At 60.1% G+C, this 25,530-nt stretch carries 27 protein-coding genes and 1 tRNA gene; 1 reads left to right on the top strand and 27 read right to left on the bottom strand.

All coding sequences use genetic code 11. The features are described from left to right. Nucleotides 1-269: 269 nt before the first annotated feature. From Q4T40_08230 to Q4T40_08180, 11 genes are all read right to left on the bottom strand, one after another. A complete protein-coding gene (locus Q4T40_08230) occupies nucleotides 270-473 on the bottom strand; it encodes a zinc ribbon domain-containing protein (GenBank protein MDT8901222.1) in 204 nt (67 codons plus the stop codon). 5 nt (nucleotides 474-478) lie between these two features. Beyond that, a complete protein-coding gene (locus Q4T40_08225) occupies nucleotides 479-982 on the bottom strand; it encodes a cob(I)yrinic acid a,c-diamide adenosyltransferase (protein MDT8901221.1) in 504 nt (167 codons plus the stop codon). A gap of 15 nt (nucleotides 983-997) precedes the next feature. Next, nucleotides 998-1,414 carry a nucleoside-diphosphate kinase gene (ndk, locus tag Q4T40_08220; protein MDT8901220.1) on the bottom strand — a complete coding sequence of 139 codons (417 nt, stop codon included), beginning with the start codon at nucleotides 1,412-1,414 and terminating at the stop codon, nucleotides 998-1,000. Nucleotides 1,415-1,437: 23 nt separating this feature from the next. Then, entirely contained in the window at nucleotides 1,438-1,962 is a 525-nt protein-coding gene (locus tag Q4T40_08215) for a gamma carbonic anhydrase family protein (protein MDT8901219.1), read from the bottom strand. Next, nucleotides 1,959-3,032 carry a M42 family metallopeptidase gene (locus tag Q4T40_08210; GenBank protein ID MDT8901218.1) on the bottom strand — a complete coding sequence of 358 codons (1,074 nt, stop codon included), beginning with the start codon at nucleotides 3,030-3,032 and terminating at the stop codon, nucleotides 1,959-1,961. The genes Q4T40_08215 and Q4T40_08210 overlap by 4 nt, the downstream gene beginning before the upstream one ends. 215 nt (nucleotides 3,033-3,247) lie before the next feature. Then, nucleotides 3,248-3,622 (bottom strand): adenosylmethionine decarboxylase, encoded by a 375-nt coding sequence (gene speD, locus Q4T40_08205; protein ID MDT8901217.1) that lies wholly within the window; start codon nucleotides 3,620-3,622, stop codon nucleotides 3,248-3,250. 134 nt (nucleotides 3,623-3,756) lie between these two features. Then, nucleotides 3,757-4,515 (bottom strand): fumarylacetoacetate hydrolase family protein, encoded by a 759-nt coding sequence (locus tag Q4T40_08200; GenBank protein MDT8901216.1) that lies wholly within the window; start codon nucleotides 4,513-4,515, stop codon nucleotides 3,757-3,759. A gap of 105 nt (nucleotides 4,516-4,620) precedes the next feature. Then, nucleotides 4,621-5,490, bottom strand: coding sequence for a zinc metalloprotease HtpX (gene htpX / locus Q4T40_08195; GenBank protein ID MDT8901215.1), 870 nt, complete (start codon nucleotides 5,488-5,490; stop codon nucleotides 4,621-4,623). 147 nt (nucleotides 5,491-5,637) lie between these two features. After that, nucleotides 5,638-6,078 carry an aromatase/cyclase gene (locus Q4T40_08190; protein ID MDT8901214.1) on the bottom strand — a complete coding sequence of 147 codons (441 nt, stop codon included), beginning with the start codon at nucleotides 6,076-6,078 and terminating at the stop codon, nucleotides 5,638-5,640. A 12-nt stretch (nucleotides 6,079-6,090) separates the two neighbouring features. After that, nucleotides 6,091-7,344: an aminotransferase class III-fold pyridoxal phosphate-dependent enzyme gene (locus tag Q4T40_08185; GenBank protein ID MDT8901213.1), complete on the bottom strand. Its 1,254-nt coding sequence runs from the start codon at nucleotides 7,342-7,344 to the stop codon at nucleotides 6,091-6,093. 86 nt (nucleotides 7,345-7,430) lie between these two features. Continuing rightward, nucleotides 7,431-7,595, bottom strand: coding sequence for a hypothetical protein (locus Q4T40_08180; protein ID MDT8901212.1), 165 nt, complete (start codon nucleotides 7,593-7,595; stop codon nucleotides 7,431-7,433). Nucleotides 7,596-7,824: 229 nt separating this feature from the next. On the opposite strand from Q4T40_08180, the gene Q4T40_08175 reads away from it, so the two are divergent. Beyond that, nucleotides 7,825-9,354, top strand: a complete 1,530-nt coding sequence (locus Q4T40_08175; GenBank protein ID MDT8901211.1) for an amino acid permease — start codon at nucleotides 7,825-7,827, stop codon at nucleotides 9,352-9,354. A gap of 172 nt (nucleotides 9,355-9,526) precedes the next feature. Here Q4T40_08175 and Q4T40_08170 read toward each other — a convergent pair. From Q4T40_08170 to Q4T40_08095, 16 genes are all read right to left on the bottom strand, one after another. Next, nucleotides 9,527-9,603: transfer RNA gene (locus Q4T40_08170), tRNA-Pro, on the bottom strand. Nucleotides 9,604-9,649: 46 nt separating this feature from the next. After that, nucleotides 9,650-10,558 (bottom strand): homoserine kinase, encoded by a 909-nt coding sequence (thrB, locus tag Q4T40_08165; protein ID MDT8901210.1) that lies wholly within the window; start codon nucleotides 10,556-10,558, stop codon nucleotides 9,650-9,652. A 24-nt stretch (nucleotides 10,559-10,582) separates the two neighbouring features. Beyond that, the gene (locus tag Q4T40_08160) at nucleotides 10,583-11,884 is read right to left on the bottom strand and encodes a homoserine dehydrogenase (GenBank protein ID MDT8901209.1); all 1,302 of its coding nucleotides are present in this window, start codon (nucleotides 11,882-11,884) and stop codon (nucleotides 10,583-10,585) included. 18 nt (nucleotides 11,885-11,902) lie between these two features. Beyond that, nucleotides 11,903-12,349, bottom strand: a complete 447-nt coding sequence (locus tag Q4T40_08155; GenBank protein MDT8901208.1) for an ACT domain-containing protein — start codon at nucleotides 12,347-12,349, stop codon at nucleotides 11,903-11,905. A 197-nt stretch (nucleotides 12,350-12,546) separates the two neighbouring features. Further along, the gene (spoIVA, locus tag Q4T40_08150; GenBank protein ID MDT8901207.1) at nucleotides 12,547-14,025 is read right to left on the bottom strand and encodes a stage IV sporulation protein A; all 1,479 of its coding nucleotides are present in this window, start codon (nucleotides 14,023-14,025) and stop codon (nucleotides 12,547-12,549) included. Nucleotides 14,026-14,485: 460 nt separating this feature from the next. Beyond that, nucleotides 14,486-15,508, bottom strand: a complete 1,023-nt coding sequence (locus Q4T40_08145; protein ID MDT8901206.1) for an NAD(P)H-dependent glycerol-3-phosphate dehydrogenase — start codon at nucleotides 15,506-15,508, stop codon at nucleotides 14,486-14,488. Next, nucleotides 15,505-16,128: a glycerol-3-phosphate 1-O-acyltransferase PlsY gene (plsY, locus tag Q4T40_08140; protein MDT8901205.1), complete on the bottom strand. Its 624-nt coding sequence runs from the start codon at nucleotides 16,126-16,128 to the stop codon at nucleotides 15,505-15,507. The genes Q4T40_08145 and plsY overlap by 4 nt, the downstream gene beginning before the upstream one ends. Before the next feature lie 163 nt (nucleotides 16,129-16,291). Further along, nucleotides 16,292-17,620: a ribosome biogenesis GTPase Der gene (gene der, locus Q4T40_08135; GenBank protein ID MDT8901204.1), complete on the bottom strand. Its 1,329-nt coding sequence runs from the start codon at nucleotides 17,618-17,620 to the stop codon at nucleotides 16,292-16,294. 24 nt (nucleotides 17,621-17,644) lie between these two features. Next, on the bottom strand, nucleotides 17,645-18,169 hold the full coding sequence (locus Q4T40_08130; protein ID MDT8901203.1) for a cob(I)yrinic acid a,c-diamide adenosyltransferase: 525 nt from the start codon (nucleotides 18,167-18,169) through the stop codon (nucleotides 17,645-17,647). A 3-nt stretch (nucleotides 18,170-18,172) separates the two neighbouring features. Continuing rightward, nucleotides 18,173-19,531 carry a DUF512 domain-containing protein gene (locus Q4T40_08125; protein ID MDT8901202.1) on the bottom strand — a complete coding sequence of 453 codons (1,359 nt, stop codon included), beginning with the start codon at nucleotides 19,529-19,531 and terminating at the stop codon, nucleotides 18,173-18,175. 54 nt (nucleotides 19,532-19,585) lie between these two features. After that, nucleotides 19,586-20,044 (bottom strand): DUF3189 family protein, encoded by a 459-nt coding sequence (locus tag Q4T40_08120; GenBank protein ID MDT8901201.1) that lies wholly within the window; start codon nucleotides 20,042-20,044, stop codon nucleotides 19,586-19,588. After that, nucleotides 20,041-20,454: a hypothetical protein gene (locus Q4T40_08115; protein MDT8901200.1), complete on the bottom strand. Its 414-nt coding sequence runs from the start codon at nucleotides 20,452-20,454 to the stop codon at nucleotides 20,041-20,043. Before Q4T40_08115 ends, Q4T40_08120 begins: the two co-directional genes overlap by 4 nt. Further along, nucleotides 20,451-21,617, bottom strand: coding sequence for a stage II sporulation protein P (locus Q4T40_08110; protein MDT8901199.1), 1,167 nt, complete (start codon nucleotides 21,615-21,617; stop codon nucleotides 20,451-20,453). The genes Q4T40_08115 and Q4T40_08110 overlap by 4 nt, the downstream gene beginning before the upstream one ends. Next, nucleotides 21,610-22,362 (bottom strand): DUF1614 domain-containing protein, encoded by a 753-nt coding sequence (locus Q4T40_08105; protein ID MDT8901198.1) that lies wholly within the window; start codon nucleotides 22,360-22,362, stop codon nucleotides 21,610-21,612. Before Q4T40_08105 ends, Q4T40_08110 begins: the two co-directional genes overlap by 8 nt. A gap of 117 nt (nucleotides 22,363-22,479) precedes the next feature. After that, the gene (gene fni, locus Q4T40_08100; GenBank protein ID MDT8901197.1) at nucleotides 22,480-23,541 is read right to left on the bottom strand and encodes a type 2 isopentenyl-diphosphate Delta-isomerase; all 1,062 of its coding nucleotides are present in this window, start codon (nucleotides 23,539-23,541) and stop codon (nucleotides 22,480-22,482) included. A 14-nt stretch (nucleotides 23,542-23,555) separates the two neighbouring features. Continuing rightward, nucleotides 23,556-25,526, bottom strand: coding sequence for a bifunctional 4-hydroxy-3-methylbut-2-enyl diphosphate reductase/30S ribosomal protein S1 (locus Q4T40_08095; GenBank protein MDT8901196.1), 1,971 nt, complete (start codon nucleotides 25,524-25,526; stop codon nucleotides 23,556-23,558). Between the last annotated feature and the right edge of the window lie 4 nt (nucleotides 25,527-25,530).

The following is a 25,530-nucleotide window of genomic DNA, read 5'->3' as shown; positions in this document are numbered from 1 at the left end:
TAATTCTCTGTCTAGTGTAAATATTCCTGCTTTTCGGCGTGGAAAGAATGGGGCCGCCGACAGTCTGCGCGGAGCGTGCATAAATAGATAACCGCCTGTTTCAGGCGGTTATTAGTATTACCGTATTTAGCCATTTTTACAAAAAATCCGCAATATTCTCCGCAGCGGCCGCGGTACGGACATCGAGTAAACTTTGAGTTTCACTGCACCTCGCCCCTTCCCATCATACTCGCTATAAGTTTATGACGAAAGGGGCGCACCTGTGACAACTATTTACACGAGGCGCAGTTGCCGCCGGCGCATCCGGCGCAATTTTTACCGCCGCCGGTGCCGGGCGAGCAGAAGGCGGATAGTGTTCTGGCGAGGTCTTTGCCGCCGCAGGCCGGGCAGGATACGGTTCCGTGCCAGTCATGGCGGCAGAGTTGCTCGAAATTGGCTTTGCATTGATTGCACTTGAATTCGTATATGGGCATTTATATCACCGCTTGTTTTCCATTTCGGCGCGCGCAAGGGTGAAGCAGAGGTCGGACAGGCGGTTTACGAGGACGAGGATATGCTCGCCGAGCTGTTCGCCGCGCGCTACGCGCCATAGCTGTCGCTCGGCCCGCCGGGCGACGGTGCGGGCGAGGTCGAGGGCTGCGCCGCCGGGCGTGTCGCCGGGGATGATGAAGGCGGTGAGGGGCGGCAGGGCGGCGTCGAATTTGTCGATGAGGTTTTCGACGGCAGCGACTTCGGCGGCGGTGACGCGCGGTTCGCCGCCGATGGTAGCGACTTCGGCCATGACGGTCCAGAGGAGCTTCTGGAGGTCGTGGACGGCGGCGCGGACTTCCTGATTGACGCAGAGGGCGCGGGCCAGGCCGAGGGCGGAGTCGAGCTCGTCGATGATGCCGTAGGCTTCGACCCGCGGGCTGTCCTTGGGGACGCGTTCGCCGCTGTAGAGGGAGGTTTCGCCTTTGTCGCCGGTTTTGGTGTAGATTTTCATGGCTGGTTTCCCCTTTTAGTTGACGAGTTCGTCGGGGGCGAAGTAGATTTCGATCTCCCGCGCGGCGCTGGCCGGGCTGTCGGAGCCGTGGATGATGTTTTGGCCGATGCTGAGGGCGTAGTCGCCGCGGACGGTGCCGGGGGCGGCGTCGGCCGGGTTGGTGGGGCCCATCATGGCGCGGACGATTTTGACGGCGTTTTCGCCGCTTATCACCATGGCGACGATGGGGCCGGAGGTGATGAAGACGACGAGTTCGCCGAAGAAGGGGCGTTCTTTGTGTTCTGCGTAGTGAATTTCGGCTTTGTCTTTGGTGAGTTTGAGCATTTTGAGGGCGGCTAAGGTGAGGCCGCGCCGCTCGAAGCGGGCGATGATTTCGCCGGTGAGTCCTTTGGCGACGCCGTCGGGTTTGACGAGTACGAGTGTTTTTTCCATTGGGTCCCCTCCCCTATTCTTTTCTAGGTTGTTTTTATTGTTTCCGCGTATTCGCGGGCCCGGTCGCAGTAATGGCGGGCGGAGTCGCGGATGGCTTTGATGTCCTGTTCTTCTACGGCGCGGATGACGCGGCCGGGCGAGCCGACAACGAGCGAGCCGGCGGGAATTTCTTTGCCTTCGGTGATGAGGGCGCCGGCGCCGATGATGCAGTTTTCGCCGATGACTGCGCCGGTGAGGATGATGGCGCCCATACCGATGAGGCAGTTGTCGCCGACGGTGCAGCCGTGGAGGATGACGTTGTGGCCGACGGTGACGTAGTCGCCGATGTCGGTGGGGTGGGCGTGCTGGACGTGGATGATGGAGCCGTCCTGGATGTTGGTGTAGCGGCCGAGGCGGATGGGGGCGTCGTCGCCGCGGACGACGCTGTTGAACCAGATGCCGCTGCCGTGACCGACTGCTACGTCGCCGATGACCCTGGCGCCGGGGGCGACGAATACTTCGCCGCTTAGTTTCGGCCAGATGCCTTTGTAGGGCATGAGGCCGTTCATTTTATCAGTTCCTCGTATTTGGCGGCGTCGAGTTTTTTGAGGATGGCGACGATGAGCCGGACGGCGGCGTCGTAGTCGTCGCGGTGGATGATGCTGTTGTGGCTGTGGATGTAGCGGGTGGGCAGGCTGAGAACGAGGCTGGGAACGCCCTGGCCGTGGATGTGGATGCGCCCGGCGTCGGTGCCGCCGCCTTCGGTGAATTCAAGCTGGTAGGGGATGTTGTTTTCTTCGGCTACGGCGACGGCGAAGTCCCGGAGTTTGGGCAGCGGGATGAGGCTGGCGTCGTAGATGGAGATGGCGACGCCTTTGCCGAGGCGGCTGGAGGCCTGGTCGTCGCTGACGCCGGGGGTGTCGCCGGCGACGCAGGTGTCGACGGCGAAGGCGAAGTGGGGGTCGATGACGCTGGCGCTGGTTTTGGCGCCGCGCAGGCCGACTTCTTCTTGTACTGTTCCGACGCCATAGACGGTGTTGGGGTGGATTTCCTGGTGGAGGGCTTCGATGACGTCGGTCATTACGGCGCAGCCGATGCGGTTGTCCCAGGCCTTGGCCATGAGGTATTTTTCGTCGGCCAGGGGGGTGAAGGTGCTGTAGGGGGCTACAGCGTCGCCGGGGCGAACGCCAAACCGCTCTTTGGCGTCTTTTTCGTCGGCGGCTCCGATGTCGATGTACATTTCTTTTTTCTGGACGACTTTTTTCCGTTCTTCAGGGGTGAGGATGTGGGGCGGTTTGCTGCCGATGATGCCTGGGAGGTCGCCTTTGGCGGTCATGACGGTGACCCGCTGGCCAAGCATGACCTGCTCCCACCAGCCGCCGAGAGTGGTGAATTTGAGGTAGCCTTCCTTGGTGATGTGCTTGACCATGAAGCCTATTTCGTCCATATGGCTGGCGAGCATGATGCGAGGGTCGTCGACCGTCCCTTTCTTTTTAAAGATGATGCTGCCGATGCGGTCACGCGATACTTCGGCTTTGCCGGCGAGGCGCTCGGCCAGCAGGACCTTGACCCGCTGCTCGTAGCCCGACGGGCCGGCGACTTCGCTGATTTGTTTGAGCCATTCCAAAGTTTTGTCCATATATGTGTCCCCTCCTATCTTTAACGGTAGTGTGCGGCGAAGTGCGGGGCGCTATTCCCACACTACCATTATATGGAGAGGTTATATTCTTGTCAAAATCGATGTCGTCGTTTTAGGCCGATAAAAAAATATCCTGCTGTACACTTTGTACAACAGGCATGTCAGTCTTCCACCAATCTCCTACTTATTGTCAGGAGTAAAATAAAAATCCCTCCTCAAGATACTTTTTGCGCCAACTGTCCGGTCATTTTGCCGCGTTTGACTTCTGTGGCGTCGACATCGGCCGCGTGAAGGCTATCGACAAGGTAGCGGCAGGCTTCCCAGGGATCGACCCTGTCACCGCAGGTGAATACGTCGACAGCGGCGTAGCCGAGTTCCGGCCAGGTGTGGATGGCAAGATGCGATTCGGATATCACGACGACTCCACTAACGCCTTGGGGACTGAATTTGTGAAAGGCTACCTCGCGTACTTCGGCTCCGGCTTCGAGGGCGGCATCGACCATGGCGCGCTCCACTTTTGCGGGGTCGTTGAGGGCGGCGGCGTCACAGCCGTAGAATTCCGCCAGAATGTGCCGACCTAAGGCGTTCAATTCATCTAATACCTCCTTCGTTTATACGAATTTCAAGTTAAATTGTAGCAAATACGCCGGGAAAGTCAATATATATTTATAATATATCGCTTTCCCGGCGTATTGTGCTTTCTGACGGTCGATTACGGCCGTTTTCAGCCTTTGACGATGGTGTTTTCGAGCCGGCCGATGCCGGAGAGCTCGACGGCGACGGTGTCGCCGACCTGCATGGGGCCGACGCCGGCAGGGGTGCCGGTGAGGATGACGTCGCCGGGATAGAGGGTCATGACCTGGCTGGCGAAGGCTACGAGTTCTTCGACTTTGAAGATGAGGTCGCCGGTGTTTGAGGCTTGTTTGACTTCGCCGTTGAGGAAGAGTTTGATGTCGATGTCGGCAGGGTCGACGTCGGTGGCGATGCACGGGCCGAGCGGCAGGAAGGTGTCGAAGGATTTGCCGCGCGTCCATTGGCCGTCGCCTTTTTGGATGTCGCGGGCGGTGACGTCGTTGGCGCAGGTGTAGCCGAGGATGTAGTCGCGGGCGGCGGCGGCGGGGACTTTACGGGCTTCTTTGCCGATGACGATGGCGAGTTCGGCTTCGAAGTGAAGGTTTTGGGAGATAGCCGGGTATTCCACTTCTCCGCCCGGATGGGTGAGTGCTGAGGAGGGCTTGAGGAACATGAGCGGCTGTTTCGGAAGTTCGGATTTCATTTCCTTGGCGTGTCCGTGGTAGTTGAGGCCGATGCATACGGCCTTGGAGGGTGCGCACGGCGCCAGCAGCTTGACGGATTCGGGTTTTACGACCTGGTTGCCCATCGCCCATTGGCCGAAGATGTCGCCTTCGACGATACGGATGTTTTCACCTTCCAGTACTCCGTATCTGGTGGCCGCGCCTTGCTGAAATCTGACGAATTTCATTGTATTACCCCCTGATTGATGTGGATATATATTGATTCCTTGCCGGCCAATTTATTCCTGCCGTGCAGAAAAGGAAAACTCCCCGCTGAAGCGGGGAGTTTACGTTTAGCGCATGCGCTTGGCCTGTTCCTGAAGCTTCGCCACCCGCTGGGCTGTGGGGGGGTGGGTGCTGAAGAGGCCGGTAAGCCAGCCGCCGACGCCGGAGAAGGGGTTGATGATGAACATGTGCGAGGTGGCGGGCGTGGCTTCGTTCATGACGCGGTGCTGGGCGTATTGTTCGATTTTCTGCAGGGCGCTGGCGAGGGCCAGCGGGTTGCCGCTCACCGTGCCGCCGGTTGCGTCGGCCTGAAATTCGCGGACGCGGGAGATGCCGAGCTGGATTAGGGTGGCGGCTATGGGCGCGAGCACGGCCAGGAATACGAATTCCAGGACGCCGCCAAGGCCGCCGCCGTCTTCGTCGTCGCCGACGCGGCCGCCGAAAATGGCGGCCCACTGAGCGATCTGGGCGATCATGGTTATGACGCCGGCGATGGTGGCGACGATGGTGCTTATCAGGGTGTCACGGTTCTTGACATGGCCGAGTTCGTGGGCGACAACGCCTTCGAGTTCTTCGTAGTTGAGGGCCCGCATGATGCCGGTGGTGACGGCGACGGCGGCGTGCTCCGGGTCGCGTCCGGTGGCGAAGGCGTTGGGAACGTCGGTGTCGATGATGTAGACTTTCGGCATGGGCAGTTTGGCTTTCTGGGCCAGTCCGGAGACCATGCGGATGAGGTCGGGGGCCTGCTGGGGGGTCACTTCCCTGGCGCCGTACATGTTGAGGACGATTTTGTCGCTGTACCAGAAGCTGACGAAGTTCATGAGGATGGAGATTACGAACATGAAGGTCATGCCCCTGGTGCCTCCGAAGGAATATCCGATGGCCAGCAGCAAGCCGGTCAGGGTCGCAAGCAGCAAGGTAGTTTTTAGCGAATTCATAAGAATCCACCTCCGTTTACTTTGGGGCCTTATATTCAGTAGTATTATATAGCCTGGTGACGAACGTTTATTCTTCTCGCGGTTATCCCTCCTCCTTGTTTGATAATACTAATTATAAGTAAATTACTTATATTTAACAACCGCCAATTACGGCTTTTCCAAACGGTCTTTAATCGCTTTGAGCATATTTTCACTGTTGGTCTTCACTTTCTTCTTCAGGATGGGGTTTAGCAGGCCCGCAATCATCGGGATGCCGAATTCGAAGTCGACAGTGAGTTTTATTTCGGTGGCGCCGCCCCCCATAGGGGTGAGGATCCACTCACCTTCGAATCTTTTGAGATCGCCGTCAATTTGTTTGTAGGCGATGTGAAAGTTTGCGTCATCGAAGATGTCGCGCTCGGTCCAACGGATGACGCGGCCGTCGACGTTGGAGACCCATTTGGTGACAGTGGTGTTGTCTGTACGCTCGATAACCTCGACGCTGACCAGGTCGGCCATGAAGTCGGGGTATTTGTCCATTTCTTTGAGGATGGGGTAGATGGCCTCGCGGCCGGCGTTAACGGGCATGGAAACTTCGACGTACGGCATGAGTGCGCCTCCTTATAAATCCTCTATCATGTCCTGGGCTGCTTCGACAGCCTGTTTAAACGCGTCCAGGACGTAAGCGACGTTTTCGCGGCTGATGGCAAGCGGCGGTTCGATGCGGATGACTTTGGGGTTGTTAAGGGTGTAGGCGACGAGGACGCCGCGGTTGATGAGTTCGGACATGAGCAGGCCGCCGACGCCTTCTTTGGTGAGTTCGAGGCCGATCATGAGGCCGCGGCCGCGGACTTCGCGGACAACTTCAGGGTAGGCGGCGGCCAGTCGGCGGAGGGCGTCGATGAAGTAGCCGCCGGTGGCGGCGGCGCGCGCCGGAAGGTCCTCTTCCCTGGTTACGGCGATGGCCGCGAGGGCGGCGGCGCAGGCCAAGGGGTTGCCGCCGAAGGTGGTGGTGTGCAGGAAGGGGGCGGTGATATATTTTTCCCACAGGTGAGGACGGGCGGTAAAGGCGCCGACAGGCATGACGCCGCCGCCGAGGGCCTTGGCGGTCGTGATGACGTCAGGCACGACGCCGTGGTGGTCGACGGCGAACATGGCGCCGGTGCGGCCGAGGCCGGTCTGAACCTCGTCGCAGATGAATACGGCGCCGAAGCGGTCGCAAAGCCGCCGGACGGCGGGCAGATAATCGTCCGGAGGTACGATAATGCCGCCCTCTCCCTGGACGGGTTCGACGATTACGGCAGCGGTCTCTTCGTCGATGACGGCTTCGAGGGCGGCGGCGTCGCCGAAGGGTATATGGCTGAAGCCCTCCAGCAGGGGCTGGAACGGGGTGCGGAAGAGTTCGCGGCCGGTGGCTGTCAGGGCGCCGAGCGTTTTGCCGTGGAAGGCGCCGGCGGTGGCGACGAATTTGGGGCGGCCGGTGTGGATGCGAGCCAGCTTGAGGGCGCCTTCGACGGCCTCTGTGCCGCTGTTGACCACAAAGCTGTAAGTAAGATCGCCGGGGGTTATGTCGGCCAGAGCGGCGCACAGGTCGGCGAGGGGCTTGTCGAAGAGCACTTTGCTGGAGAGAGGCATCATGTCGAGTTGCTCTTTGACGGCGGCGATAACCCTTGGGTGGCGATGGCCGAGGCTGAAGACGCCGTATCCGCCCAGGCAGTCGATGTACTCCTTGCCGTCGATGTCGCGGATAATGTCTCCCTCAGCCTGCCACTCGACCGTGGCCAGGCCCATGAAGCGGAACAGCCGCGCTACGGCCGGGTTGATGAATTGTTCGTATTTCGCGATGGTTTCGGCGACAATTTTGTCCTTATCCACCGTCAACACCTCCTCGTAATATTGGTATTATTTTCTATCCGCCGCTGGCAAACCCTTCTTTGCCGCCCGCGCGACATAGAAAATTGTTATTGGGATAGCAGCCGCAAAATGGGCAATGCCAGCGAGACGAGGATGAGGGCGAATACCCCGTAAGCGCCTTTTTTGTTGCCGTTCAGCCGTAGCCAGCGGGCGAAGGTGAGGGCGTGGAAACCGGCGAGGGCCGAGGCGAAAATATAAATAAAATCGCTCATTTGGTACCCCTTTTGGCATATCTTTGATCACATGGATAGTATTGACACTGGAACGGTTACTTAATCGCGCGGCAAGCCGGCGCTACCCTCCACCTTGTCTGCTGAGCGGCTCGCACGGAGAACATAGCTGAACCATATATGACGGAATTACCTCCCTTTATATTGGAGAGTCTAATAATGGTTCTGTACATGCAGTAAGATGGGTCGTATTAATTGCGAGGTTGACTTCATGGACTTATTTCGTACAAAAGATATCAGTCGCACCGTCGCGGGAACGAAAAATAGGGGGCTTGCTAAGACGCTAGGAGCCGTTGATCTGGTGCTGCTGGGAATCGGCTGCATAATCGGCACTGGTATCTTTGTCCTCACCGGCGTGGCAGCGGCTAGGTTTGCCGGCCCAGGAATAACGCTGTCCTTCATCCTGTCGGGATCGGCGTGCGGGTTCGCTGCCCTCGCCTACGCGGAACTGGCTGCCATGGTCCCCGTTGCCGGCAGCGCATACACATTCGCCTACGTGGCCCTTGGTGAAATCGTCGCTTTCCTGGTCGGCTGGGCGTTAATCCTCGAATACACCGTGGGCGCCGCTGCGGTGGCCGCCGGTTGGTCCGGGTATTTTGCCGGCTTGGCGGAGGCAATCGGGTTCAGATTGCCCAAGGCATTTACAGCGGTCCCTTCTGAAGGCGGCATAGTCAACATGCCGGCGGTTATAATCGTCCTGCTCCTGACCGCTCTTCTCATCCAGGGCACTAGGGAAAGCGCATCCCTAAACAAGATTCTTGTAACCGTTAAGCTCTCGGTCGTCGCCCTCTTCCTGGTGCTGGCCGTACCCCATGTCAATCCGGTAAACTGGGAGCCGTTTCTCCCTTTCGGCTACAAAGGAATAGCCGCCGGAGCGGCCATCGTCTTTTTCGCTTATATCGGATTTGATGCGGTTGCCACCGCGGCCGAGGAGTGCCGCCGCCCGAACCGCGACCTTCCAACAGGTATCATCGGCTCGCTGATAGTCTGCACAGTCCTGTATATCGTCGTTGCCGGCGTTCTTACCGGCATCGTTCCCTACGGTCAACTGGACAACAGTGAGCCGGTAGCATTCGCACTTCATTATATCGGCATAAACTGGGGCAGCGCGGTTGTCGCCGTCGGCGCTATCTGCGGCATGACGACCGTCCTGCTTGTGTTTATATTCGGCCAGAGCCGCGTCTTCCTCGCCATGGCCCGTGATGGAATGCTGCCGGCCGTTTTGGCCAAGCTCCATCCCCGCCATAAAACTCCCTTTATCATCACCGTAATTACCGGTATAGCCGTGGCGGCGATAAGCGCCATTCTGCCGATAAGCATCATCGCCGAGCTTACCAACGCCGGGACACTGTTCGCTTTTATCGTGGCGTCCGTCGGCGTACTCGTCCTCCGCTACACACGGCCCACTGCCCGCCGGCCGTTTCGCTGCCCGGCCGTCACCATAATTGCCCCGCTGGCGGTCGTCTTCTGCTCATACCTGCTCGCCAACCTGCCTCTGCTCACCTGGAAATTCTTCGGTAGCTGGCTGGGGATAGGGTTGGTCGTCTATTTCCTCTTCAGCAGGCGCCACAGCGTTCTGGCCCAAAACCAGGATGGCTCTTCAGGGCCCAAACTGATTAAGGCCGTTCCTGTTGGTGCAGCAGCGACTGATCCTGCCGGAGTTCTCCGTTATTCTACAACCGGGATGCGCGGTTCCGGTAAGAAGCTTAGCCGTCGTCGTCTCTCCGGTCGACGTCCATAGGGAGGATAATACGAAAAAATCCTCATCGTCATCAAAGTTCTATGCTTGGAGTGGCAAAGGCACCCACAGCCGCGATGGCCGTATAGAATATTACTTCGTTGCCGAAGGGGATAACATTACATAACAAAAAACTCGCCTGTTCGGCGAGTCCTTGATTTTGCTAATATAAAGTTGGTCGGAGCGGCGGGACTTGAACCCACGACCTCTTGCACCCCAAGCAAGCGCGCTACCAAACTGCGCTACGCCCCGACACTGACAAAATCAATTGTACCTTTTTTTTAGGGCGCTGTCAAGGCTATATTATCTTCGCGCCGTGATTATCTACGTCCAGGTCGAGAGAGGCGGCTTTTACGCCATGGCGGGCAAAGGCCGCAACCATGGCGCCGCCGATGGCGGCGGAGGTCTCGCGGTGCGCGAAGGCGATGAGACAGGGTCCGGCGCCGCTGATGGCCGCGCCCAGTGCGCCGTTTGCCTGGGCGGCGGCGAGGACTTCGTCCATGCCGGGGATGAGTTTTGCGCGGTAAGGCTGGTGCAGCCGGTCTTCGAGGGCGAAGCGCAGGAGGTCGAGTCGTCCCTGGCAAAGGGCGCCGACGAGCAGGGCGGCGCGACTGACGTTGAAGACGGCGTCAGCATAGGGAACGGTTTTTGGCAACACCTGACGGGCGGCTTTGGTGGAGAGGCCGAAATCGGGCACGGCGACGACCAGCCTGAGCGGATCGGGCGGGTTGAAGCGCAGGGTTTCAGGGGTGCCGCCGGCGGTGAAGCTTACGGTGATGCCGCCGAATATGGCCGGGGCGACGTTGTCGGGATGGCCTTCGAGGGCGGTGGCCAAAACAAGCAGTTCGTCTTTGCCGAGTTTGCCGCCGGTGGCGGCGTTGGCAGCGACGAGTCCGCCGACGATGGCGGCGGCGCTCGAGCCGAGGCCGCGGGCCAGAGGAATGTTGTTGTGCATGGCGATGGTTATGCCCGGACTGGTGACGCCGACTTTATTGAGGACGGCGCTTACGGCCTGGTAGGCGATGTTGCGTTCGTTGTTGGGGATGCCGTCGGCGCCCTCGCCGGTGACGGCGAGGGTGAAGCCCGGCTTTTCGCTCAATGTGAGGGTAAGGTCGTTGTAGATGGTGCAGGCGATGCCGACCGTATCAAAGCCGGGACCGCAGTTGGCTGTCGTTCCCGGCACGCGCACTGTGACTGTCGATTCCATATTTCCTCCCCGGGGTGGCGGTCGTTATTCCCCGACCACTCTGATGACGCTGCTTATTTTGTTTACGACCGGCATGCCGCCGAGGGCGCTTAGGGCCATCCGCATGTTGGCGTCGGAAACGCGGTAGGTTATGAGGACGATTTCCGCCCAGTCATCCACTTTGCGTTTCTGTACGACGGAGTTGAGGCTGACCTGCTGGCAGCCGAAGGCGCCGGCGATGGCAGCCAGCACGCCGGGTTTGTCTTCGACGAGCAGGCGGATGTAGTAGGGGGCCTCGGTCTTGTCGATGGGGCAAAGGGGCTTGTTGTCGAAACAGGTGCAGAGGACGCGGCTGGCAACGCCATGCTGGATGTCGCGGGCGACATCGATGATGTCGGCGACAACGGCGCTGGCGGTGGGCATCTCCCCCGCTCCCCGGCCGTAGAACATGGTTTCGCCGACGGCGTCGCCTTTGACGAAGATGGCGTTGAAGACGTCGTTGACGGCTGCCAGCGGATGGTTTTTGGCGATAAAGGCGGGATGGACGCGGACGTCGACGCCTTTATCAGTTTCACCGGCAATTGCCAGCAGTTTGATGACATAGCCGAATTCGCCGGCGTATTCGATGTCCTGGGGGGTGATGCCGGTGATGCCTTCGACATAGACATCGTCCAGGGTGACGCGGGTGCCGAAGGCGATGGAGGCGAGAATGGCGATCTTGCGGGCGGCGTCAAAGCCGCCGACGTCGGCGGTGGGGTCGGCTTCGGCGTAGCCTTTTTGCTGGGCCTCGGCAAGGACGGCTTCGTAGTCGCTCTTGTCGGCGGTCATTTTGGTGAGCATGTAGTTGGTGGTGCCGTTGACGATGCCCATTACCTGGCTGATGCGGTTGCCTGCCAGGCATTGCTTGAGCGGCCGGATGATGGGTATGCCGCCGCCTACGCTGGCTTCAAAGAGCAGGTCGACGTTGTTTTCCTCGGCTGCGGCGAAGAGGTCGCGGCCGTGTCTGGCAACGACATCCTTGTTGGCGGTTACGACATGCTTGCCGGCCTTGAGAGCGCGGATTATATAGTCCTTGGCCGGTTCTTCGCCGCCCATGAGTTCGACGATGATGTCGATTTCGGGGTCGTCGATGACAGCGGCCGGATCGGTGGTGAGCAGGCCGTCGAGCGTGACCCGCCGCGGCTTGGCGGCATTGCGGACAAGGACCTTTTTCAGGGCGACTGCCGAACCCACCTTCTGGGCGATGCAGTGTTCGTTGGCGGCGAGGATTTTGGCGACGCCGGTGCCTACAGTGCCAAGACCGAGCATGCCGATGTTGATTGTTTGCTTGTGCGAATTGGCTTTCATCGAGGTCATCTCCTATTGTTAAGCTTGTCCCAGCACTTCGAGGCGCTTGACGCCATCCACCATCCTCAGTTTGTCGAGCAGGGCTTCAAGGTCGATGGCCAGTTCGACGGTTTCGAGGGAGACGGTGGCGTTAGCGACGCCCTGGAGAGGGATTCCCTGGTTGATGGTGAGGACGCTGCCGCGTTCGTTGGCGATGGTGTTGAGAACGCGGGAGAGAACGCCGGGCTTGTGCTCGAGGAGCAGGGCGAGGGTGACGATTTTTTCCTTGCTGGCTTCGTAAAACGGGAATACGTAGTCTTTGTACTTATAGTATGCGCTGCGGCTGAGCTCCATCTTTTCCACCGCTTCGTTGATGGTGCGGGCGTCGCCGCGCTTCAAGAGCTCTTTAACCTTGATGGTTTTTTTGATGGCTTCGGGCAGGATTTCCTCCCGGACTAAGTAAAATGTCGACTTGAGGCCGGACATTCTTTTCCCTCCTTTAGTATTGCACAAAAGGATAATTATCTCCGTATCGTAGACATTATAACACTTGGATTATACCAAGACAAGGGAAAAAGGGCAAAAAAAGAAGCCGGCTGGTCGTAGCCGACGAAACTCGGCGATATTATGGCCGGCTAGAAAGGCCTTTGCTGCGAAAGGGCCTTCATCGCCGGCCTGTTATGCTAGAAGATGATGCAGATCAGCCCGCCGCTCCCCTCGTTGACAACTTTCTGCAGCGTTTCGCGCAATTTGATCTGGGCGTTTTCGGGCATGGTGTTGAGTTTGTTCTGGATGCCTTCGCGCACGAGGGCGTTGAGGGATTTGCCGAACAGGTTGGTGCGCCACAGTTTTTCCGGCTCGCCTTCAAATTCGCGCAGCAGGTAGTGGATGAGTTCTTCGCTTTGTTTTTCGGTGCCGATGATGGGCGAGATTTCGGCCTGGACGTCGGTCCTGATGATGTGGAGCGATGGCGCGGAAGCTTTGAGGCGCACGCCGAAACGGTTGCCGGTGCGGATGATTTCGGGCTCCTCGAGGACCATTTCATCGGTCTGGGGCGGAACGATGCCATAGCCCGTCTGGCGTACTTGTTCGAGGGCGGAGGCGATCTTGTCGTGCTCGCGCTTGGCGACTGACAGGTCGCGCATAAGGCGGAGGACATGGTGTTCGCCGCTGACGGTGAAGCCGGTGAGCTCTTCGAGCACCTGGTAGAAGAGTTCGCTGCGGGCGGTCATTTCGATGACGGCGATGCCGCTGCCGAGGTCCATGTCGTGAAGGATGACGTCGGCGACAAAGTCGTAGCCCGAGAGGTCGTCGATGGCCCGATCGATGTCGCGCAGGCGGTGCACGTACTGGACGACGTCGTTGACCGCGCCGTCGAATTTTTGGCGAAGCCAATGATCGGCTTCGAGTTCTTCCACCCAGCGCGGCAGCGTGATGTTGACTTCCTTGACAGGGAATTCGTAGAGAACTTCCTGGAGAATGGCGTATATGTCGTCGGTGGTGAGCTGCAGGCAATCGACGGGGATTACGGGGACATCGTATTTGTTCTCCAGTTTGGCGACAAGTTCCCTGGTCTCCTTGGCGGTCGGCTGGCCGGTGTTGAGGATGACGAGGAACGGTTTCTGCAGTTCTTTGAGTTCGCCGATAACCCGCTCTTCAGCGGCGATGTATTGGTCGCGCGGCAGGTCGGTGACGGTGCCGTCGGTGGTGACGACAAGGCCGATTGTCGAATGGTCGGCGATGACCTTGCGGGTGCCGATTTCGGCGGCCTCCTGGAAGGGTATCTCCTTGTCGTCCCAGGGAGTGAGAACCATACGTGGCCCGTCTTCCTCCTCGTAGCCGAGGGCGCCGTCGACGGTGTAGCCGACGCAGTCCACGACCCGGACGCGGACCTTGACATTTTCCTTGACGACGATTTCGACCGCCTCGTCGGGAATGAACTTGGGCTCGGTGGTCATGATGGTTCTCCCGGCGGCCGACTGGGGCAGTTCGTCCTTGGCGCGTTCTTTGTCGTAAGGATCGGTGATGTTCGGCAACACCATCGTCTCCATGAACCGCTTGATAAAGGTGGATTTGCCTGTGCGCACGGGGCCGACGACGCCGACGTATATGTCGCCGCCGGTCCGCTCGGCAATGTCCCGGAACAGGTCAAATTTTTCCATTTGCTTTCGTTTCCCTCCCCCTATGTTCGTATGTATGAGCACATTAGCTCTGCTGGCCTGTCACCCCTCCCCGAAAAACGTCTTCCGCGACGGGCCGCAGAAGCTTCAGGTCCTTACTGGGGAATTGCCCGATTAATCATTACAAATATATGACATGCCAAGAAGAATATGACGAAAGACAAAAAAGAGTATGGCAACTGTCGGTGTCGAGCTATTGCGGTCATGCCCCGCACAAAAGGAAGTTTAGCGTCCACCCGGTTGGCCCTTACCACCCAATAGAGCGAATTTATTTTGCGTACAAGCAATTTATTGAGGTATCGCGCCAGGATGACGATGATAAATACAACCTGAGAGTGAAGGGCCCCGGAATCGGGCTGACGTTTAAATTCTAACGGCACAATGAAACCCCCTGGCCATTGTACATGGCCAGGGGGTTTTCAAATTTGTCCGCAAATTAAGATTACCAGTTTTCGATTTCCGCGCCCTCTTCTACTTCATGCGTCCTCCCCCGCCCCATCAGTCTGCCGACCGCTTCTCTGGGATCGGCTCCCTGGTAGAGGACACGGTGGATTTCGGCGGTAATGGGCATCTCCACTCCGAGGCGGCCTGCTAGCTGGTGGGCGGCGAGGGTGGAGCGGATGCCTTCGACGACCATGCCGGTCTCCCCTTCTATCTCCCCCACCGTTTTGCCGGCGGCGAGGGCCAGGCCGGCGCGGCGGTTGCGGCTGTGGCTGCTGGTGCAGGTGACGATGAGGTCGCCGATGCCGGCGAGGCCGGCAAAGGTTAGCGGGCTGGCGCCCATGGCGACGCCGAGGCGGGTAATCTCGGCTAGGCCGCGGGTCATGAGAGCGGCTTTGGCGTTGTCGCCGAAACCGAGGCCGTCGCCGATACCGGCGCCGAGGGCGACGATGTTTTTGAGGGCGCCGCCGAGTTCGACGCCGATGATGTCAGGATTGGTGTATACACGGAAGTAGGGCGCCATGAGGGCGTCCTGGACGGCTTCGGCGGCCTCGCGGGAGGCGGAGGCGGCGACAGTGGCGGTGGGCTGGCGGAGGGCTACTTCTTCGGCGTGGTTCGGGCCGGAGAGGGCGACGAGGCGCGCGGCAGCGGCGGGTATCTCTTCGACGATGACTTCGGACATGCGCTTGAGGGAGCCGATTTCAAGGCCTTTGGCAGCGCTGACGACGACGGCGCCGGCGGCGAGATGCTCAGCGAGGGCGCCGGCGGCAGCTCTGACGGCGTGGGACGGGGTGGCGATGATGACGATGGCGGCGCCGCGTGCGGCGGCGTCAAGGTCGGCGGTGCAGACGACGCCATCCGGGAGGACGGCGTCGGGAAGGTAGCGCGGGTTGTGTCTGGTAGCGGCGAGTTCGGCGGCGAACGCCTGACTGCGGGCCCAGAGCGATACCTGATGGTTGTTTTCTCCAAGGACGGTGGCCAGGGCCGTTCCCCAGCCGCCGGCGCCGATTACGGCAATTTTCATGGTTTGTCGGTATCCTTTTTTTCCGGCGAGGCGCTGCCGGCTTTGATTTTTAGTTCCTGGCCCTTGAGGAGGCGCTCGATGTTTGGGCGGTGGCGAACGATGACGAAGATGGCGGCCACAAGACCGAAGTAGAGGTATTCCACCCGCTCGCCGAACAGCCAGATAAGCGGCGGAGCGATGGCGGCGGCGACGATCGAGCCGAGGGAGACGTAGCGGGTAAGGGCGACGATGACGGCCCAGACGATAAAGACGATGGCGGTGACTTTTGGCATGAGAACGGCGATGACGCCGAGGGCGGTGGCAACACCGCGGCCGCCTTTGAAGCCGAGGAAGAGCGACCAGTTGTGTCCGGCGATGGCGGCGATGCCGCCAAGGAGAGCGGCCGGCGGGGTGCCGAGGACGGCTTTGCCGATGTAGACGCCGGCGATGCCTTTGGCGATGTCGGTGACGAGTACCCAGAAGGCGGGCCACGGACCGAGGACTCTGTATACGTTGGTGGCGCCGATGTTTTTGCTGCCGAACTGGCGGATGTCGACGCCCTTGAAGAATTTGCCGACAATGAGGCCGTTGGGGATGGAGCCAATGACGTAGCTGAGGGCTATTACAATAAAGTAGTCCATTTTCTCACCCCACAAAAAGCTTACAAGTAAAATATCTGGCTTAGGCCGTTTAGAAGTGCCCATATGCAAGGCAGGTCGAGGACGCGCAGCGACGCGTACTCGGTCCGTACGCTAGCAAGCGCCCGCAGACCTAACGCCGCAGATGGGCGCTTATCAACGGCCGTCAATCGTCTTCTTTGTCTTTGCGGCCGCGCACGACTAGCTTCAGCGGCGTGCCTTCGAAGCCGAAGGCTTCCCGCAGTTTATTTTCGAGGTATCGGAGGTAGGAGAAGTGCATGATTTCGGCGTCGTTGACGAAGAAGACGAAGGTGGGCGGTTTTACGCCCGGCTGAGTGGTGTAGAAGATTTTCAGTTTTCTGCCCCGCTCGGACGGCGGGGGGTTGATGGCGACGGCGTCTTCGATGACCTGGTTGAGCACGCTGGTGGCAACGCGCATGGCGTGCTGATCGGCGACGAATTTGACCAGTTCGCTGACCCGGTTGACGCGTTGCCTGGTAAGGGCCGAGAGAAACAGCACGGGCGCGTACTGCATGAAGCCGAGCTCGCTGCGAATGGTTTCGGTGTAACGGAGGGTGGTTTTGCTGTCTTTTTCGACGAGGTCCCATTTGTTGACGACGATGATGCTGGCCCGTCCGGCCTCGTGGGCGTAGCCGGCGATTTTTTTGTCCTGCTCGGTGACGCCGTCGACGGCGTCGATGAGCATCAGGACTACGTCGGCCCGGTCGACGGCCCGGAGGGAACGGATGACGCTGTAGCGTTCCACGGGTTGGTCGATTCTGGCTTTGCGCCGCATGCCGGCGGTGTCGATGAGGATGAAGTCGGAGCCGTCTTTGGAGTAGTGGGTGTCGATGGCGTCTCGGGTGGTGCCGGGGATGTCGCTGACGATGACCCTTTCTTCGCCGAGTAGGGCGTTGACGAGCGACGATTTGCCAACATTTGGCCGACCGATGAAGGCGACTTTGATGGTGTCGGTTTCGTCGGCGACGGATGTCTCTTTAGGCAGAGCGGCGACGATCTGGTCAAGGAGGTCGCCGAGGCCGAGGGCGTTGGCGGCCGAAATGGCGTAGGGCTCGCCGAGGCCGAGGTTGTAGAATTCGAAGGTTTCCAGTTCGTCTTTGGGGCTGTCGACTTTGTTGACGGCGAGAAGGATGGGTTTGCGGGCGTTTTTGAGGATGACGGCGACTTCTTCGTCGGCTGAGGTCAGGCCTGTTTTGGCGTCGACGACGAAGACGACGACGTCGGCCTCTTTGATGGCGAGTTTGGCCTGATGGCGCATGGAGGTCAGGATTTTGTCGGTGGACTCGATCTCGATGCCGCCGGTGTCGATCATGGTGAATTCGTGGTTAAGCCATTCTGCGTCCATGTAGATGCGATCCCTGGTTACGCCGGGGATGTCTTCGACGATGGAGACGCGCTTCTGGGCGATGCGGTTGAAGAGGGTGGATTTGCCGACATTGGGCCGGCCAACGATGGCTACGATCGGTTTGCTCATGGTCATCACCTTTTTCGCGTTGGTTCAGTAGTCGATGCCCTGGCGGGCCGCCACACCGTCGTTGTAGGGGTGCTTCACTTCCTGCATTTCGGTGACGAGGTGGGCGATGGCGATTATTTCCGGCGGCGCGTAGCGGCCGGTGAGGACGATTTCGACGTTGCGCTTTTCGGCCGTAAGGAAGGCGGCGACGTCGGCTGCGGGGAGTAGTCCGCAGGCCATGGCGACGTTTATTTCGTCAAGGATTACGATGTCGTATTCGCCGGAGTCGATGGTTTTTTTTGCCTGCTCCCAGCCTTTTCCGGCAAGCTCGATGTCGACGGGAGCGGGGTCGGCGAGGTCGACGAAGTCGTGGCGGCCGACCGGAATGACGACAAAGCCCGGCAGATACTGGGCCGCTTTTACTTCGCCATAATCCGAGCAGTCTTTCATGAATTGGAGCATGCAGACTTTGAAGCCGTGGCCCGAGGCCCGGAAGGCCAGGCCGAGGCTAGCTGTAGTTTTTCCTTTGCCGTTGCCGGTATACACTTGGATGAGTCCGAGGTCTTTCATGGTTCACCTCCAAGCGGCGAGCTGCGATTTGAGGTCGGCGGCGAAGTGGGCCACCCGCACGGGGCGGCCGATGACGCGGGCGACGTCTTCGGGGGTGAGGCCGTCGAGAAAGATGTTTTCGCCTTTTCTGAGGGCGACGCCGGGGATGATGACGCCGTCGGACGGCGAATCTGCGTCCCTGAGGGCGGCGATGATGTCGGCGCCGGTAAGGAGGCCGGTTACGGTGACGGACGGCCCGAAAAAGGCGTTGACGGCGGTGACGAGCCGGATGGTAAGGTTTTTTAGGGAAAGGCCGGCGATAAGGGGGGCGAGTACCGCTGACGCGGAAACGCCGCAGACGACGTCGATGCGCCGGGGAGTGGCGTAGCCTTCTTTTGGTGCGGCAGTTTCCTCCCATTCGGCGAGGAAGGAGCGGACGATGCCGACGCCATTCTCAAGCTGGGGGAAGTCGTCGTAATGGTCGTATTCGGGTATGGGTAAGCCGGCGGCGAGGTAGAATTCGTCGGCGAGGTAGACGAAGGTGGAGCCGGTTTCGGCCCGGCAGCGGCTCTGCCACGCGGAAACGGCGGCGATGACGGCGCGGGCTTCGTCCGGTGTGAAGCAGCGCAGGGGCCGGCATTTTTCCCGATGGCGGGTGAGGCCGACGGGCACGATGGCGAGCGAGAGGACACCGGGGGCGAGGGCGAAGAGGTCGGCGACGGTGCGCTCTAGGACTGGGCCATCGTTGAGACCGGGGCAGAGGACAACTTGGGTGTGGAGCTCGATGCCGCTGTCGGAAAGTTCGCGGAGACGGGCCATGATATTTTTGGCGCGCGGGTTGCCGAGCAGGGAAGCCCGGAGGTCGCCGTCGGTGGCGTGTACGGAGACGTAGAGGGGCGACAGGTGAAGGCGGCGGATGCGGGCAAAGTCGCGCGGCGAGAGGTTGGTGAGGGTGATGAAGTTGCCGTAGAGGAAGGAGAGCCGATAGTCGTCGTCTTTGATGTAGAGGCTTTCCCTCATGCCGGGTGGCATCTGGTCGACGAAGCAGAAGACGCAGTTGTTGGCGCACGGGCGGACGCGGTCAAAGACGGCGCTTTCGAATTCCAGCCCGAGATCCTGGTCGTAGTCTTTTTCGATTGCGAAAAGCTCCTCTTCGCCGTTTTGCCGCGCCACGAGGAGCTCCACGTTTTCGTCGGCCAGCGCGAAGCTTAAGTCGATTATGTCGCTGACGGGTTCGCCGTTGACGGCGAGAAGCGCGTCGCCGGGGCGAAGCCCCAGTTCGGCGGCGATGCTGTCGTCGGCAACCCGGCAGATTGTTCCTTTGGTCAAGGTTTTTCTCTCCTCCGGTACTTGTGGCCGCTTCTTTCGGCCTTTACTATGTATTCCGCCTTTAGCAGCCTTTTCCTGCCGGACGGCGATAAATAGGCCAAGTTGCCGTCACGGGTGAAGTTTGCTTTTGACGTCCGCAACCATGGATACGAACGCCGGGTATTGCCGCTGCATGCCCCAGACGGTAATCCTTCTGCCAATGCTCGTGAGGCAGTAGCGCTTGGAAAGCAGCCCGCCGATTTTTGTGGAAAAGTTGATGAGCGGAAAGGCGTCCTGGAAGAAGTAGTCCTGTTCGTCAATGCTGGCGGTGGCGAGCAGAGCGCCGACGGCGGCCATGATGGGCAGGCGCTGGTCCCAGAGGCCGAGGAAGTAAACGTTGTGGCCGTATTCGTCCCTGCCCATGAGATAAGGGCTGCCGATCAGGCGGGGAGCGGTCCGGTCATAGTACGGAAGGGCTACAAACTCGTCGTAAGTGGGCACATGCTCTACCGGCAGGAGACCGCAGTGGATGGCGCTGGCGACGACGGAAGCGTGGGCGCCGGCAAAACAGTAGTAGACGATGTTCACGGGCAGTCCTCCCGGTGGGTGAGCAGGCTGGAGCGCAGGGCGGCGATGATGCGCGGCCGAAAACGATGCCCGAATACAGCCGGCCAGTGGTCGGCCAGGAAAACGCGGCCTCTGGTCGCGAAGCTGCAGGCGGCGATTGCCTGATCGAGGTCGACCCAGGCGAGGGAAAAGGTGAAGATGCCCGCCATTCCGGCTAGCGCCCGGCGATACAGCCCGCGGTAGCGCCCATGCGCAAGGCAGCATACGGTGGCGCCGGTTGCGTCAGGGCCGGCGATCAGGAGGGGTTCCGCCTGCCAGTCGTGAGCGCGGCTCTCGGGCAAAAAAGGCTCGGCCTCATTTTCAAGGCCGAGGTGAAGGGCGCAGGCCAGTTGTGGCAAAAATGGCCGCCGCGCGTGATAGATGACGTTCATCGGGAATCGTCGCCTTCGTCGTCCCGGTCGTCCCGCCGCTGTTTGCGCCCGATTTTCGGTCCGAGGAAGTTGGCGAATTCGGTGGTGGTGAAGCGCTTAAGCTTTGCGCCGGCTTCTTTGACGCCACCGGTGCTGATGAACAGGAAGGCAATGACGCCTATTACAAGCAGGGCGACGATCCAGCCGATCGACTTACTGGCGCCTGAAGGGCCGGCTTGCTGAGTACCCAGGCCGGTGGCGCCGGCGGGCGTACCGGGTTGCCCTCCTGTCTGCCCCAAGACGGCGGGTATGGCGTCGGCAAACAGGGCGATGCCTTTCTCGGCCTCTGCACGGCTGTTGGTGTGGGAGCCAACTTCAAGCAGCATGGAACGCGGGTGGAGATCCTGGTTGTAGTCTCCGCCCTTGGCGAAGAATATGCCTTTGATCAGGCCGGGATGCTTCTGGTCGGCGGCAGCCTTGATCTTGAGGGCGTAATCTTCAATTTGTTTGCCGGTCGGCCCGTACTTGCCGACGACCAATTGAACTTTTGTCATCTCCTGGCCGTTGATTTTGGTGGCGTAGCCTTCGGCTGGCAGGGCGTCGCGGTGGACGTCGAAGACGGCCGCCGGCTGTTGTTTGAGTAGATCGGCTACGGTGCGGCGGGAACGCTCATAGGCCATGTTGTCATGCGGGTCGTGCTTTGCGTTGGAGATGATGGGTTGCAAGCCCTGGGCTTTGAGGGCTTCGCCGAAGGCCTGGCCCACTTTGAAGATGCCGCCGTTGCCGAGGATGCTTTCCTTGCCGTCGGTAGGGACGTACGATTCGTCGGAGTGGGTGTGGTAGATGGCGACTTTATTGCCCTGGGCGCTGGCGACCCTGGGGGCGAGATGGACGGCGAAGGCATGGTTGCGCACGGGGGCGGAAGGCGCGTAGGCGCTGAGGTTGACCTCGCCGATAAATTTGGCGTGGGCGGTGTCGCCGCTGATGCCGGTTACTTCGTAACGTTTGTTGTCAGTAGTAAGACACTGGTCGCCGACGTTGACTTTCCAGCCGGTCATGAATACAGGCCTTCCGAGTTCGTCGACGATGGTGTAGTAGCCGCCGTCGTTACGCTCATGCGCCTGGGCGGGAACCATGACAAGGCAACCGATAACAATTGCCGCGACGAGTACCAACCTATTCACGGTCTTCCCCCCCGTCCTGCTGTTCGGTTTTTTGGGAAGCTGTGAGCGATTTATCCTTCTTGTGCTTGCCGTGGTGCCCCAGCTCTTTGCTGAATTCGTAGAGTCCTTCGGGGCGGTTGGGGCCGAGAACAGGTCCGCCCTGCAGCCGTTCGCGCGTTTCGCCGACCAGTTCGGCCACCATTACGCCAACAAGGCCGGCAATGATGACGACATCGAACGCCCCTGCCCCGCCGATGGCGGTGGTGCCCGGAATACCAGCGCGGGTTATGGTGACGAAGTGGGCGATGTCGCTAAGGATTATGCCTAGTATCCCGCCGATGAACGCGGCGCGGCGGGAGCGGCCGGCAATGTAGGCGATGAGGCCGGCGGCGATGCCGTAGATTAGTTTGGGGTCAAGGAACATATTTTCCGGCTCATAGGGAAGGTACAGGGAACCAAGCATGACCGCTCCGGCAACGAGAACACTGGCAATTATCGCCCGCACCCTTTCGGCCGTTTCGTCGGCGGTTGCCAACAGCCAGAGCGAGAAGACCGCGGGGATCAGGGCGCCGCCAAGATTGACGCTCAGTTCGGAGGGGGCGCGCATCAGTGGAATGTCTACGAAGCTGCCGACTACTATGGCGCCGATGAAGAGCAGGGCTTGCTTGTCGGTGAGCCGCATGCGGTCGAGCAGGCGCTGGGCCAGACCGAAATAGACCAACACGCCGACAACGAGGAGCAGTATCATTCCTACCGGCAAACTCATTGTGGTTTTTCACCTCACATCCAGGATGATGGCGATACGCATTTAGCTTGCCCTGGGCGGAGGATAAACATGCAAAAGCATGGTCCGGAGACCATGCTTTTATGGCAGGCGATTATACTAACACCGGGTGCGGCGGGCAAAACATGTGGTGTCGATTCCTCTTTGGGTTAGCCATTCCCTGCTCTTGCCGGTTATAACCACCGGGACGTCCGCAAGGTTGGCGATTTCCCCCGCCCCGACTAGCAGCATGTAGCGGCGGATCTCGCTAAGGAACGATTCGAACCAGGCGACGGCTTCGCGCAGGCCTCTTTCCCGCAGCAACCTGATGGCCGGGGTGGCGATGGCGACTGCCCGCCCGCCGAGGGCCAGGGCTTTGACGGCGTCCAGAGGGCTGCGAATGCCGCCGGATACTATGAGGTCGACGGATGGAGGGAGAACGGAAACAACTTCAACGGCGCTGACGGCGGTCGGTATCCCCCAGGCGAGGGTTTCGGCCGGCAACTCAGCCGAACCGCGGGCAGCTTCGATGGCGACGAAGTTTGTGCCTCCCGCGCCGCCGGTATCGATAGCTTTTACGCCGGCAGCCACGAGAGCGGTGGCCTGCTCGCGGGCGACACCGGAACCGACTTCTTTGACGATGACGGGTACTGGGCTGACAGCTACTATGGCGGCGATGTTTTCGAGGTAGCCGCCGAAGTCGCGGTCGCCTTCGGGCATGGCGAGTTCCTGGGCGGCGTTGAGATGAATCTGGATGGCGTCGGCACCGATCATAGACACAGCCCGGACAGCCTGGTCCGGGGTGGCATGGGCGCCGAGATTGGCGAACAGTACGCCGTCGGGATTGACGGAACGGACGACCTGATAGGATTCGCTTACCGCCGGGTTTTCGAGAGCGGCGTACTGGGAGCCGACGGCCATGGCGGCGCCGGTTCTCCTGGCCAGCTCGGCGAGCTGCGCGTTGATGGCGGTGACGTCGGCGGCGCCGCCGGTGATGGCGTTGATGATTACGGGATGGCGCAGGGAGACGCCGGCGACTGTCGTGGCCAGCTCGATGGTCGAAAAAGCCAGCCCCGGCAGACAGTTGTGGACGAGGGAGAAATCGGCGAACCCGTTTGCCGCAGGTCCGTCAGTAAGTGCAAGGGAATATTTGAGATGGTCGAGTTTGCGCGATTGGCGCACACGTCCACAACCCTTCAGTCTTCTCGTTTGAAGAGATGGCCGAGCTTGTCGCCGATGGTGAAGCCCAGCCCCTTGCCGCTGTCTTGGATGTAGTGGCTGTATTCTGCCCGGTCGCGATCTTGCTTGGCCTGGGCGATGCTGAGGGAAATGCGCTTGGCCTTTTTGTCCACGCCGAGAATTTTGACGTTGACTTCCTGGCCGGCGGTTACCACTTCTTCAGCCTTTTCGACCCGGCGGTCGTCGAGTTCGGAAATATGGACAAGGCCTTCGACGCCCGGGGCTACTTCGACGAAGGCGCCGAATTTGGAAGTTTTGGTTACTTTGCCGGCGACAACGCTGCCGACGACGAGGGTTTCGGCGACGTCGAACCAGGGATCGCGCTGCGAGGCCTTGAGACTGAGGGAAATTTTCCTGGTCGCCGGGTCGAGCTTCAGGATGACGACATCGACTTCGTCGCCGACGTTGACGATTTCAGAGGCTGTTTTGACCCTGTGCCAGGAAAGGTCGGAGATATGGATCAGCCCGTCGACGCCGCCAATATCCACGAAGGCGCCGAAGTCGGCGAGGCGGCGAACCGTGCCGTGGACGGTCTGTCCGGGCTGGAAGCGGGCGAAGGCTTCCGCTTCGCTGCGGCGGCGCTCTTCCTCGAGAACGGCGCGCCGGGAAAGAACGACCCGCTTTTTCTCCCTGTCTACTTCGATCGGCAAAACAGAAAGGGTCTGTCCGGCAAATATACTGAGGTCCTCGACATACCGCAAGTCGGCCTGGGAGGCGGGAATAAAGCCCCGCACGCCGAAAACGGCCACCGATAGACCGCCTTTCACAGCTTCAGTTACTTTACCTTCGACCGGTTGATGTGAATTTTGGGCATTTTCCAGTTTATCCCAGGCGATGACGCTGTCGGCGCGGACTTTGGAGAGTTTAATGGCTCCTTCGCTGCTGTCGTCGTCGAGGACGCAGACGTCGATTTCGTCGCCTTCTTTGACGGCTTCTTCCGCTTTGGCGGGCTGCGGGAAGGCGAGCTCGGCGAGCGGGATGACGCCTTCGGCTTTATAGCCGATGTCGACGAATACTTCGTCGTCGCTGACCCTTACCACTTTCCCTTTGACGATGCTGCCCTTCTCAATCTGGCGGATTTCTTGCTCCATTGCTTGATCGAACTCTTGCATTTTCCGATATACCTCCTCAATAACCCATTCGGGGGTGGATGCGCCGGCGGTTATGCCAGCCGCCTCCGCTCCCCTGAACCACTCGGGGTCCAGTTCAGCTGCTGTTTCTATGTGATACACCCTGCTGCCTGCCTCTTGGCATAGTTGGGCGAGGCGGGTGGTGTTGGCGCTGCCGCGCCCGCCGACGACTACCATGACGTCCACGCGGGCCGCAAGGTCCACGGCCGCCTGCTGGCGCTGTTCGGTGGCGGTGCAGATGGTTTTGTTCACCTGGATGTCGGCGGCTCCGGTTTTCAGGATGTCGACGATGCCGTCGAACCGGCCGGGCGGAAAGGTGGTCTGGGATACTATTCCCAGGCGCGGAACCGCCGGCAAGCCGGCCGCTTCTTCCTCGGTTTCGATGACGACCGTGCCGTCGCCTGCCCAGGCGACGATGCTGTTAACTTCGGGGTGACCCCTCTCCCCCACCACGGCCACTCTGTAGCCTTTTTCCCGGAGATCGCGGGCAGCCGTCTGGGCCTTTCTGACGTGGGGGCAGGTGGCGTCGACGACGGTGAGGTTTTTGGCGGCCGCCTGGCGATAAGTTTCCGGAGGGGCGCCGTGAGAGCGGATGATAACGGTGTCCCCTTTTATGTCGTCGAGGTTGTCGACGGTGCCGACGCCCTCGGCTGCCAGCCGGGCGACAAGCTGGGGGTTGTGGATGATGGGGCCGAGGGTGGCGGCTTTGCCCGGCCGGTCGGCACAGCCGCGGGCCATGGCGACGGCCCGCTCGACGCCGTAGCAGAAGCCGCGGTGTTCGGCAAGCAGGATCTTCACGATT

This window comes from Selenomonadales bacterium 4137-cl, assembly GCA_032334055.1.
Classification (GTDB): Bacteria; Bacillota; Negativicutes; order Sporomusales; family UBA7701; genus Anaeroselena; species Anaeroselena agilis.
The sequence above is the reverse complement of the archived record's forward strand: the minus strand, read 5'-3'. Positions and strand labels throughout refer to the sequence as shown.